General features: G+C 54.4%; 12 protein-coding genes and 1 riboswitch. Of the genes, 1 reads left to right on the top strand and 11 read right to left on the bottom strand.

The annotated features are described in order from the left end of the window. Window positions 1–83: 83 nt before the first annotated feature. Both PSAB_RS08275 and metA read right to left on the bottom strand, forming a co-directional pair. Window positions 84–1268: an aminotransferase class I/II-fold pyridoxal phosphate-dependent enzyme gene (locus PSAB_RS08275; protein WP_025334108.1), complete on the bottom strand. Its 1185-nt coding sequence runs from the start codon at window positions 1266–1268 to the stop codon at window positions 84–86. A 138-nt stretch (window positions 1269–1406) separates the two neighbouring features. Continuing rightward, a complete protein-coding gene (gene metA, locus PSAB_RS08270) occupies window positions 1407–2324 on the bottom strand; it encodes a homoserine O-acetyltransferase MetA (RefSeq protein ID WP_025334107.1) in 918 nt (305 codons plus the stop codon). Between the two features lie 116 nt (window positions 2325–2440). Further along, window positions 2441–2568: riboswitch (SAM riboswitch) on the bottom strand. Between the two features lie 466 nt (window positions 2569–3034). Here metA and corA point away from each other — a divergent pair. Continuing rightward, window positions 3035–3970: a magnesium/cobalt transporter CorA gene (gene corA / locus PSAB_RS08265; protein ID WP_025334106.1), complete on the top strand. Its 936-nt coding sequence runs from the start codon at window positions 3035–3037 to the stop codon at window positions 3968–3970. Between the two features lie 86 nt (window positions 3971–4056). Here corA and PSAB_RS08260 read toward each other — a convergent pair whose 3' ends face one another. The 9 genes from PSAB_RS08260 to PSAB_RS08220 form a co-directional block, all read right to left on the bottom strand. Beyond that, the gene (locus PSAB_RS08260; protein WP_025334105.1) at window positions 4057–5085 is read right to left on the bottom strand and encodes an HRDC domain-containing protein; all 1029 of its coding nucleotides are present in this window, start codon (window positions 5083–5085) and stop codon (window positions 4057–4059) included. A gap of 245 nt (window positions 5086–5330) precedes the next feature. Then, window positions 5331–6212 carry an ROK family protein gene (locus PSAB_RS08255; RefSeq protein WP_025334104.1) on the bottom strand — a complete coding sequence of 294 codons (882 nt, stop codon included), beginning with the start codon at window positions 6210–6212 and terminating at the stop codon, window positions 5331–5333. Window positions 6213–6456: 244 nt separating this feature from the next. After that, on the bottom strand, window positions 6457–7437 hold the full coding sequence (locus PSAB_RS08250; protein WP_025334103.1) for a 5'-3' exonuclease: 981 nt from the start codon (window positions 7435–7437) through the stop codon (window positions 6457–6459). A 15-nt stretch (window positions 7438–7452) separates the two neighbouring features. Continuing rightward, window positions 7453–7818, bottom strand: a complete 366-nt coding sequence (locus PSAB_RS08245) for an arsenate reductase family protein (protein ID WP_025334102.1) — start codon at window positions 7816–7818, stop codon at window positions 7453–7455. 15 nt (window positions 7819–7833) lie between these two features. Beyond that, window positions 7834–8850: an RluA family pseudouridine synthase gene (locus tag PSAB_RS08240; RefSeq protein ID WP_025334101.1), complete on the bottom strand. Its 1017-nt coding sequence runs from the start codon at window positions 8848–8850 to the stop codon at window positions 7834–7836. 2 nt (window positions 8851–8852) lie between these two features. Then, window positions 8853–9416: a cob(I)yrinic acid a,c-diamide adenosyltransferase gene (locus tag PSAB_RS08235; RefSeq protein ID WP_025334100.1), complete on the bottom strand. Its 564-nt coding sequence runs from the start codon at window positions 9414–9416 to the stop codon at window positions 8853–8855. Window positions 9417–9612: 196 nt separating this feature from the next. Beyond that, complete coding sequence (locus PSAB_RS08230) at window positions 9613–9870, bottom strand: aspartyl-phosphate phosphatase Spo0E family protein (RefSeq protein ID WP_144240494.1); 258 nt, start codon at window positions 9868–9870, stop codon at window positions 9613–9615. A 245-nt stretch (window positions 9871–10115) separates the two neighbouring features. Next, window positions 10116–11342 (bottom strand): aminotransferase class I/II-fold pyridoxal phosphate-dependent enzyme, encoded by a 1227-nt coding sequence (locus PSAB_RS08225; protein ID WP_025334098.1) that lies wholly within the window; start codon window positions 11340–11342, stop codon window positions 10116–10118. An 18-nt stretch (window positions 11343–11360) separates the two neighbouring features. Beyond that, the gene (locus PSAB_RS08220; RefSeq protein ID WP_025334097.1) at window positions 11361–11861 is read right to left on the bottom strand and encodes an Lrp/AsnC family transcriptional regulator; all 501 of its coding nucleotides are present in this window, start codon (window positions 11859–11861) and stop codon (window positions 11361–11363) included. Window positions 11862–11907 lie beyond the last annotated feature (46 nt).

Below are 11907 nucleotides of genomic sequence, written 5' to 3'. Positions count from 1 at the left end.
TTTTAAACAGTTCATCGTATATTGCACTAAAGAGGCATGCCTCATGGCAACTGCGGCAAATGTGCTTTTCTTAAATCGGCTGCCTAAGCTTGGACGTTATTCGCTTCAAGCTCTGTCCGCGCGGCCTCCAGCGCCTGATTCAGGTCGGCGATCAGATCGTCGACATGCTCGATGCCGACCGAGAAACGCAGCAGCCGGTCGTCGACGCCGACCGCATCGCGGATTTCAACCGGGATGTCGGCATGGGTCTGCACCGCCGGGTAGGTCATCAGCGACTCGACGCCGCCAAGACTTTCCGCGAACGCGATCAGCTTGACATGGCGCAGTAGGGGCTCCACATATTTTGCATCCTTCACCTTGAAGGAGAAAATGCCAGTGTTGCCGCTGGACTGCCGCTGCTGAATGTCAAATCCGGGATGACCCGGAAGGCCCGGATGGAAGACCTCCGCAATCGCCGGATGCTCCTGCAGATGCTGGGCAATCGCCAGCGAGTTGCTCTCATGGCGTTCCATGCGCAGCGCCAGCGTCTTCATGCCTCTCATCAGCTGATAGCTGTCGCTTGGACTCAGGACGGCTCCGATCGAATTATGGAGCATCGCCATCTCCTCGGACAGTTCCTTGCCCTTCGTCACAATCAGGCCTGCCAGCACGTCGTTATGCCCGCCCAAATATTTGGTCGCGCTGTGGATGATGATGTCGGCGCCCAGCTCCAGCGGCCGCTGGAAATACGGCGTCAGCAGCGTGTTGTCCACGATCGTCAGCATGTCGTGACGGCGGGCCCACGTACACACGGCCTGAATATCGGTAATCATCATCAGCGGATTGGTCGGTGTCTCAATAAAGACGGCCTTCGTGTTCTCTCTGCAGGCCGATTCCAGAGCGTCCAGATCGTTCGTATCCACATAGGAAGCGGAGACGCCGAACTTGGACATAATCCGCTCCAGCATCCGGTAAGTGCCGCCGTACAAGTCCAGCGAAACGATCAGGTGATCCCCCTGCGCGAACAGAGCGAAAATGGTCTGCAGCGCGGCCATCCCGGAGCTGCAGGCAAAGCCCGCGTCACCGGATTCCAGCTCGGCTGCCGCGCGCTCCAGCACGGAACGCGTAGGATTTTTGGTGCGAATGTAATCAAAGCCTGTGCTTTGTCCCAGCCGGGGATGACGGAATGCGGTCGATTGGTAGATCGGGTAATTCACTGCGCCCGTCGCCGGGTCCTCCTGAGAGCCGATTTGGGCCAGCCTGCTTTCAATCCTGAGTTTGTCGTTCATGATTTACCTCCAGAAAGTTAGTACGGGATTTGCCTCCCTATTTGCTGACGGAGCCTTTTCGGCTTCCGTTATATCTGCGGAGCTGTTGCCGGCAACATCCCGGCCTTCAAAGTTAAGCTTGTCCAATCCGGAAGGCAATCATATCGTAGGTCCGATATCGTATGGCGTTTCCTGGTAGACGTAATAGTTAAGCCAGTTGGAGAACAGCAGATTCGCATGGGCGCGCCATACAGCCGGCGGTGTTCGGCCCGGATCATCATTCGGGTAGTAATGCTTCGGCAGCGCGACGTCCATCCCCTTGGCGATATCGCGCTCATACTCCCATTTCAGGGAGAACGGATCGTACTCGGAATGGCCCGTTACAAAAATCTGCCGGCCGTCCTGAGTGGCGACGAGATAAACGCCGGCTTCCTCCGATTCCGCCAATATCTGCAAATCCGGCGTATTCTCGACATCCTCGCGGGAAATGTCCGTATGACGGGAGTGGGGCACATAGAACAGCTCGTCAAAGCCCCTAAGCAGCTTCGTATTCGGCGCAGTAGTGCAGTGCGGGAATACGCCGAAGCACTTCTCGGGAAGCCCGACTTTACGAACCCCGTAGTGATAATACAAACCAGCCTGCGCCGCCCAGCATATATGCATCGTCGAAGTGACGTTGTCCTTGCTCCACTCAAAAATCTTTTTCATCTCATCCCAGTAATTCACGTCCTCGAAGTCCATCTGCTCCACCGGAGCGCCGGTCACAATCATGCCGTCCAGCCGGCGGTGGCTGATTTCGTCAAAGGTTTTGTAGAAGCTCTTGAGATGCTCCGCGGACGTATTCTTCGACGTATGGGAGCTCGGATGAAGCAGCGTGACATCAACCTGAAGCGGCGAGTTGCCTACCAGACGCAGCAGCTGCGTTTCCGTGGTCTCTTTTGTAGGCATCAAGTTCAGAATAGCGATTCGGAGAGGGCGGATATCCTGGTGAAAGGCCTGGCTTTCATCCATTACGAAAATATTTTCCCCTGAAAGCACCTCCTTGGCGGGCAAACTGTCGGGAATCTTGATTGGCATTGTGTCTCACTCCTTCATTAAAATGCAAACCGCGGACTGCGGTCTAAGTTAAAATAGAACAAATAAAAACCTTTCCCGCAGCACGAGAAAGGTCATATTTATACACATATGATACTCTCTCATCTGTCAGACAACGCGCCGCAGATCATTACACCTACGCGTCTCTGCAAGAATTAGCACCGTGCGTTATACGCCGGTTGCCGGGTTTCATTGGGCCAGTCCCTCCACCTGCTCTTGATAAGATTTGGTCATATTCAATTTTAAATTCTTATAGATCACTATAATCAATGAACCTAACTTTCGTCAAGTCCATATACTATTTTTAGAGTCCCGATTATGACAACAATTTAGCTTGAAAGAGCCCATACCCGGCGTTATACTAGACAAGTGTTTTCCGAAGATCGATATAAGCGAAGCCTTGGCTTCCGAGCCTATGGCGGGCGCTTTGCGAGAGGAAATCCCAAAACCTAATTTAATGAATAAAGAGGTGAGAAGAAGAATGGAAGGCGACCCGAGTACCCAGCACAGCGCTGATCAGGAACAACCGTACAGGATCAACATCAGCTTGCCGGCGGCGGGAGCGCTTCTTCTTCATGCCTTCGGAAAATAAGCGGCCCTATCGTCACAAACAGCCGGCCAAGCTGATTTGATTTCCTGTGCTTTCATAAGCATATTCCCTGGGCAAGCTAGGGAGAGAAGGAGTGAATCAGATGAAAATCCGGCTGGTTAACGCAGGCATTTTTACACCTGTCGACGATATTGAGCTGACCCTCGCCCCTCCGGCAGAAGGGTTCTATTGGATTGATGCAGACGTGGAGGATTTGGCACTGCTGCAGCCTGTATTTAATCTTCATGATCTGGCAGTAGAGGACTGTCTCAGCGATGAGGAGCAGCGTCCCAAAATTGAAATTTACGAGAGCCATTATTTTATTGTAGTTAACAGCATCCGTTTTGATGACGAGGAAATCTTCCTCCGGGCCCTTAACGTTTTTCTCGGGCGGCATTATATTATTACCGTCACGAAGCAGAAAATTAACGAGCTGCGCACCCTGAAGCCTATCTTGTGGGAGCAGGAGGTCAGTTCTCCGGACCGCTTCCTTTACCTTTTGGTAGACCTTGTCGTGGACAATTATTTCGCCGTCGGCGACCGGATCGAAGTCAAGATCGAGAAGCTGGAAGAAGATATACTGATGCATACCAAGAAATCGCACCTCAGCGAGATTATCGGTCTGCGGGGCGAAATTCTGTGGCTGAAGAAAATGCTTGGCCCGCAGAAGGAAGTCGTCAACACCCTGAACAAAAAAGATCTCCGGCTGATCGACGACCAGCTGCAGAAATATTTCAGCGACATCTACGAAAACGCCGTCAAAATTTCCGAGACATTCGAAACGTACCGCGATCTGATGGGCAACTTGCGAGAAGCTTATCAGTCCAGTATCGCCAACCGCGCCAATGAAATCATGCGGGTGTTTACGGCGATTACGACCATATTCATGCCGCTGACCGTGATCACAGGTATCTATGGGATGAACTTTGACAACATTCCCGAAATTCATACGAGATACGGTTACTATGGCGTCATCGGCGTTATGGTAACGCTGGGATGCGGGATGCTGTACGTGTTCCGCAAAAAAGAGTGGCTGTGAACAGCCGTCCCGCAATTTTCGTTATACAGAGAAGGTCTCCCTGACGCCTTAGGCGCTAAGGAGACCTTCTTTTGGCTTGACCGGGCCTATGCCTGCTCCTGCGGGTGAGGTGCCAATCCTGGCGTACCCTCGTTCTCTCTGCGGAACCGGAGCCTGATCAGCCGCAGGCGCTCGTAATACAGATCCAGGCTGCCCGCGGACGTGATCTCTTCGCCGTAGACTTTATGCAGCACCGGCTTCAGGAGCGTATCCCCAAGCTCTTGGTAAGCGTTCCAAACCGCTTCCTGCTCCGCGCCGGACATGCTTGCCAGTTCCCTGTCGATCAACGAATCGACAATATAGCCGTCCTTTTCGAGCTCCTCAACGGCTTCCAGAATCTCTCTTCGCGAAGAGGCGCTTCGCTCTTTGAGCTCCTCCATCCCGCAGCCGTCCGCAATGCCCTCAAGGAGCACACGCCGCAGACGGAGGCGCTCCAGCTGCTTCTTGTATTTGATCTCTTTCTGCTTGTACAGCCAGGAGGTAAAGGACTCCTCATCGATCTCGGCGCTAACCCAGCTCAGCGGAAAGGAATGACTGCGCTCCGCCGCGGAGGTAATGGCCAGTATCTCCAGGCCGTACTGCGCGGCCTTGGTCTCTCCCACACCTGGAATTTGCAGAAGCTCTTCCTCGGTCTTGGGCAGGAAGGTGCCCAATAAACGCAGCAGGCGATTGCTTGCGAGCAAATACGGCGCTTTGCGTTCTGAAGCGGCTTTCCGCCGCCGCCATGCGCATAATTCTTCGTATACAGACTCATTTGCATGCTGTTCGCTGTAATACTGAAGCTTCAGCTGCTCCTGATTCCGTCCCGCCAGGCTCTCCTCTTCGTGGAAGACACCGTCAATAAGCGGCCGGTAGCCCTCCCCCATTTTGACCGCCAGCTCATGCCTGTACACACCGAGCATTTCGTTCCAGGAGGTTCCCTCATACCATAAAGAATCGGCGCTTTCCTGATTTTCGCCGAATTCACGCCAGCCCAGACGCCAATTCCCCTCCTCCTCACCAATCCACAGCTGGGCGAATTCCCCGGCGGAATCCCCCGATTGTTTGGATAACCGGTTCATGAATACGATTTGCATGTTGCTTCCCTGCCTTTACTTTTTTAATGGTCAGTATGCGGAATTCCGCGCCGTAAAGGCACGTGTCTTCGGCTTCCAGGCGGAAGCCCCTCGGTCGAACACAAAAAAGCGCCTCTCCCACGGTAACGTGAAAGAGGCGCTTCCTCCCGAACGGCTATACTGTTAATTCATACAATACCATATATTTCCGAACAGTCAATCCCTTTTGCTCAAAAGACGGATCAGAGCCGGATCAAGAAAGTCTATTATTCCTGGGCGAGAGCCATTGCTGCCAGCCCGATCGCACCGGCCAGGCCTGCATTGTCCCCGAGCCCTGGAGGCACCACAAAGCTGTCGATATCAGCCGTCAGCGAAGCATGCTGCACGTAGCCCTTCAGCAGATCCTGAAGTTTGGCGCGGATCAGCGGGAAGAGATGGCTCTGCTTCATGACGCCGCCGCCCATAACAATTTTCTGCGGCGACAGAATCAGCACATAGCTCATCAGAGCATGGGCCAGATAATGGGCCTCTATCTCCCAAGCCGGATGATCCGGGCCGAGCTCCGCTCCCGGCACCTGCCAGCGCTGTCCAAGCGCGGGGCCTGCGGCCAGCCCCTCCAGGCAGTCCCCGTGGTAAGGGCATGTCCCCGCAAAAGCATCATCCGGATGGCGGCGGACATAAATATGTCCCATTTCCGGATGGGACAGCCCGTGGATCAATCTGCCACCCACAACGGCTCCGGCTCCGATGCCGGTTCCTACCGTGATGTAAAGGCAGCTGTCCAGCCCCCGTGCTGCGCCCCAGGTGTATTCGCCGAGCGCGGCGCCATTTACATCGGTATCGAATCCAATTGGCACGTCGATTTTGTCCCGGACCGCGCCGACCAGATTAAATTGGCCCCAATACGGCTTGGGCGTCGTCGTTACATAGCCGTATGTCGGGCTGCCGGGAATCGGATCGATCGGCCCGAACGAGCCAATGCCGATCGCTTCGACATTTTTACCTTCAAAATAGCGGTACACCTCTGCCATCGTCTCTTCCGGACGGGTCGTCGGGAAGCTGACCCGGTCGATAATGCTGCCGTCCTCATGCCCAATCCCGCATACAAATTTTGTTCCTCCCGCTTCAATTGCACCAAGTACTCTCACAGGCCTGTCTCCCCTCTACTCTTGCATACGCTTTCAATCCACAAGCGCATATCCGATATTTATTATACTTTGCGTGCCAAAAGAATAACAAGCAAATCCCGGCCATTCGCCGACTGGAAACATTCGGACACAATAGGACCGAACGACCGCTGCGCTTTTCGCCTTACGAATAAAGACTGCTCCACAGGACGCCTTGTACGCGCTCCAGTGAAACAGTCTTTATCAGATTCCGCCGACCATCCGATCAGGCAAACGGGTCAGCCTTTATGGCCCCAGCTCCGGTAGAGCGGCTCTGCCGGTCCGGAAGCACAATCTCCACGATTCCTTCCTCCCGCTGCTCTTCCTCTGCCGCCGCAATGAGATACATCAGGCTGCCGAACTCAAGCTCCTTGAACTTGCGCGCAGCCGATTCCCGCTGCAGTTCCCAGAGACACTCGGTCAGCGTGCAGACAAGCGGAACGTCGCAGCGAATTTCCGCCAGATCCCGGGACAGATGGAGCATGTCCAGATCCGCTTCGATCTTGCTCCGTACCCCTTTGGGCAGCAGATGGAGATTCTCGATTACGCCCTCCACTGTCCGGTATTCAGCCAGCAGCTTGAGCGCCGTCTTCTCACCGATTCCCCGGACACCAGGGTAATTATCACTCGTATCGCCCATGAATCCCTTCAGGTCAATGACCTGGGAAGGGGTCAGCCCTTTTTCCTCCAGCAGCGAACCCGGATCGTACACTTTGTAGTTGGAACGGCCCTTTTTCATAATAACAACCCGGACCTGATCATTCACCAGCTGAAGCATGTCATGGTCTCCGGTCAAAATATACACCTCGGACTCCCCGCCGAAGCTGGAAGCCAGGGTACCGATGCAGTCGTCGGCTTCGAATCCGGGAATGCCCACATTCGGAACGCCGAGCTCGGCGACCACCTCTTTGACCAGGTCGAACTGCGGAATCAGCTCCAACGGGGGCTCCGCGCGGTTCGATTTATAAGCATCAAATTTCTCGGTGCGGAACGTACTCTTGCCCATATCCCAGCAGCATACAACGTGGGAAGGCTCAAAGGTTGACACCGCGTCGAAAAAATACTGCAAAAACCCGTATACGCCATTGGTCGGCAGTCCGGCGCTTGTCTTGCGAATATAGCCTCCGTATGCAGTGGCATAATAGGCCCGGAACAGCAGCGCCATGCCGTCCACAATCATTACGCGGCTTCTTCCTTCTCCACTCATCGCCGTTCTCCTCCTTTACTCATTTCCCCAGGCTTTGCGGTAATCCTCTTCCTTGAACCCGACCGTTACCTTGTCCCCCGAGACAACGATGGGGCGTTTGATCAGCATGCCGTTCCCGGCCAGCATCTCCAGCTTCTCGCGATCATCGAGGCTTGGCAGCTTCTCCTTCAGGTTTTCCCGTTTGTAGACCTCGCCGCTTGTATTGAAAAACTTCTTGAGCTCAAGGCCGCTTGCCTTGGCCAGAGAAGACAGTTCGTCCACTCCCGGCGTCTGCTCCACGATATGGCGCAGCTCCAGCTCATGTCCCTGTTCTTTCAGCCATTTTACCGCCGAACGGCAGGTGCCGCACTTCGGATAATGGTATACGATCAATTGACTCATTGTGTGCGATTCTCCTTATTTCATATCCGTTTCGTTAATGTCTGCGACGTCTCTTGTTCCAGTCCTCAGTATTGCTTCCAGTTCCAACATATCCGGAGGAAGCGGCGCTTCAAACGTCATCTCGCGGCGAAAAATCGGATGCGTGAAGGACAGCCGCGCCGCATGCAGCGCCTGTCGGCCGATGGCGGCGTCCAGCTCAGCCACCCGGGTAAGCTCCGCGGCCCCTGCGGGCGCCGCGCCCGGATCAGCCCCTTCATATACCGGATGCCGGTACATCCGGTCTCCAATCAGCGGCTTGCCGATGGAGGTCATATGCACACGGATTTGATGCGTCCGCCCGGTGAGCAGCTTCAGTTCCACTTTGGAAGCATAAGCGTACCGATCCTTGACCTCGTAGCGGGTCAGCGACGGATAACCGTCCGGCGTCACAATCCGACGGTGCGGTTCGCCCGGATCGCGGTCGATCGGACCGTCGATGTCGCCCTTTTCCGGCTCCGGAATACCGTGGACAAGCGCAATATAGCGTTTGTCCACGGTGCCTGCCAGCATCTGCTCCGAGATGTGCTGGTGGCTGTACGGATTCTTCGCGATGGCAAGGACGCCGGACGTCTCCTGATCCAGCCGGTGGACGGGTCGAAAGCGGTAACGCTCGTTTTTTTGCGCCCAATAATGGACGACTCCGTTAGCCAACGTATCGGTATAGTGGCCGTGGGTGGGATGCACGATCATGCCCGCGGGCTTGCTGACGACCAGCAGGTGCTCGTCTTCATACAGGATAGGGAACGGGATCGGCTGCGGCAAAATATCCTCCGAGGTCTCCGTCTCCATCCGGATTTCCACGAGATCGCCGGCACGGACGTGCACGCTGATATAGACCCTTTCCCCGTTCAGGGTAATTCCCCGCTCGGTCAGTTTGAGACGGGACAGCAGCTTGCGCGAGACATCCATCCGCTTTTGCAGAATCGTCTTGAGCAGCATGCCGTCCTCTTCGGCAGGAACGGTGTAGGTGATGGGCGGATAGTAAGTCGTCATCTTTAGTCCCGAAACACCTTGGCGCCGCGGATATATTCAACGTCCGTCACCCCGAGCCGCGTATTGGCCGTGCGGGCAAGCGCGAAGAAATAATCCGACAGCCTGTTCAGATAAGCCACGGTCTCGCCGTTAATCTCTTGGCTGCGCCCGAGCGTAACGGTCCGGCGTTCGGCACGGCGGCATACGGTCCGGCAGACATGCAGGACCGAAGCAAGCCCGGTTCCTCCCGGCAAAATAAACCGTTCAATCGGCGGATTTCCGGCCTGAAGAACATCAATCCACCGCTCCAGCCGCTCCGTCATGTCGCCGGTTACTTTCATCTTGCCTTCGTCCAGCTTCGCATACGCCAGATCGGAGCCGCAGTCGAACAGCTCGTGCTGAATTTCAAGCAGCTGCTCCCGGACATCGGCGAATAGTTCGTCATCCATCATGCTGCGCGCCTGCCCGACAAAACCGTTCAGCTCGTCAATCGCGCCGTAGGCCTCAACCCGGATATCATCTTTGGAGACCCGGCCGCCGATAACCGAGGTCTCGCCCTGGTCCCCCGTTCGTGTATAAATCGACATGGTCCAACCCTCCGCTTCTTTTTGTGGAATTCTTTACTAACAAGCGACCGTCCTTCCGGCATCTCATCCGGCATAATCATACTTTAACATATTAACTTCGGCTTGCAAGGCCATCGGTTGTTTCCAGCAGGGCCGCAAATATAGGAGCCGCACAAACAAAAAGAGGGCCCCAAGGACCCCCACCAAGGCACTCCCGCTAATTCTTGCGGGAACGCCTCTTCATATATTCGTTGATCTTCAAATCCAGCTTGCTGCTGATTTCCACCACGTTATCAGAGGTGAATGATTTCTCTTGCAAAAACAATTGCTCCATTCGATTGCGGAGTATGCGGATCTCCTCTTCCAGGGAGAGGCTGCGCGAGGTTACATCATCCCTCGCGGAAGCTTTCCCGCTTTCCGGGAACCGGTTCCCGCCAAAGGACCACAGGTAGTAATCGCTATAAAGCAACATCATCCCCCCTAAGAACTGTACGGAGCGTAACTCCACTGCTTCCGTCATCGTAATGGTCTGACTCGCCTGAATCAACAGCAAAACAATGCGCGGAGTCGGATCATCCAGATTATCAATGTATAATTAGATTAAGGAACATATAAATAATCTGTATTCAGAGTAAAATTATACCATGAAACTGGATGATTTGCTATAACTTTTTCAACTTTTACGTCAATTTTTGTGATTTTTATCAGTTTTTTGCCGTATTAAGCCTTAATTTCTTTCTCTTTCTTCAAAAGAGCAACAAACGCGCCAATCCGTTCCAGCGCTTCGTTTAATTGGCTCACCGATGTGGCGTAGGAGCAGCGCAGATAGCCTTCGCCGCCCAGCCCGAATACGCTGCCCGGAACGGCCGCCACCCGAAACTCCCGCAGCAGGCGCTGGGCGAATTCGTCGGAGGTCAGACCCGTACCGGCTATGCTTGGGAAGGCATAGAACGCCCCTTGCGGCTCATGGCATTCCAGTCCCGCATCACGCAGCCCCTTGACAATCAGACGGCGGCGCTGATTATAGGAATCCACCATCCGGTCCTTCTCCTCCATGCCGTTCGTCAGCGCTTCAAGCGCCGCCACCTGGCCCATGGAGGGCGCGCACATCACGGTGTACTGGTGAATTTTGAGCATGGCCGCGATCAGATCGGGATGTCCGCAGGCATAGCCCAGCCGCCAGCCCGTCATCGCGAAAGCTTTGGAAAATCCGCTGACGAGTATCGTCCGGTCCATCATACCCGGCAAAGAGGCAAAGCTGACATGATTGCTGCCGTAGGTAAGCTCGGCATAAATTTCGTCGGAAATGACGATCAGGTCATGCTTCTCCACCACTTTGGCGATAGGCTCCCAGTCTTCCCGGCTCATGATCGCTCCCGTTGGATTGCTGGGATAGCACAGGATCAGAATTTTGGACCGCGGCGTTATTTTCGCTTCCAGCCCTTCGGCCGTCAGCTTGAAACGATCCTTGCCGAACGTCTCGATGCCAACCGGAACCCCGCCGCCGATCGAGGTGATCGGTGAATAGGAAATATAGCAAGGCTCCGGAATGAGAATCTCGTCTCCCGGCGATATCAGCGCCCGTAGCGCCAGATCAATCGCTTCGCTGCCGCCAATGGTCGCGATAATTTGATTCGCAGGATCATAGTCCAGATTAAATCGGGTATGAAGGTAATTTGCAATACCCTCACGGAGCTCCGGCATCCCCGCATTCGAGGTATATCCCGTAAAGCCGCGCTCCAGCGAATAGACGCAGGCTTCCCGGACATGCCAAGGCGTCTTGAAATCCGGCTCGCCGACCCCAAGAGAAATGATGTCCTTGCTTCCCGCGGCCATGTCAAAAAATCTGCGGATGCCCGAGGGCTGAATTTGCTGAACCAGCGGGGACAGATAGGATGTCATTGACTTGCTTTGTTCTCCGGCCAACTGTGTTTTGTTCGTAATCATATCAGTTCATCTCTTCCTTTACGGGGAGATCATCAGACGGTTATCTTCTTCATGATCTTCAAAAATAATCCCGTCCTGTTTATATTTTTTCAGCGTGAAATTTGTCTTGGTCGACAGTACGGAATCAATGGGAGACAGCTTCTCGGAAACGAAATTGGCAACCTCGCGCAAATTCCGGCCCTCCACTTCCACCAGTAAATCGTAGGCACCGGACATCAAATAGACCGATTTCACCTGCGGATACAGATAAATCCGTTCGGCGATGCCTTCAAATCCGCGTCCACGCTCGGGCGTAATCTGCACTTCGATCAGCGCTGTTACCCGTTCGTCGTCAACTTTATCCCAATTGACCACGGTCGCGTATTTCACGATTACGTGCTCCTGCTCCATTTGTGCGATCGCCGTCTTCACGTCTTCTTCTTCGGCCCCGAGCAGCGTTGCCATAAGCGCCGGAGTTCTTCTCGCATCTTCTTTTAACAGCTCCAGCACTTTTCTCTTCAACTCATTCATTTGTTCCATGACTTCCCTCCGGAATCTTCGCAAGGGACGGTTCGCCGCTGCCGGC

The organism is Paenibacillus sabinae T27, assembly GCF_000612505.1.
GTDB classification, from domain to species: domain Bacteria; phylum Bacillota; class Bacilli; order Paenibacillales; family Paenibacillaceae; genus Paenibacillus_AQ; species Paenibacillus_AQ sabinae.
This window is presented reverse-complemented; position numbering and strand designations above follow the sequence as displayed.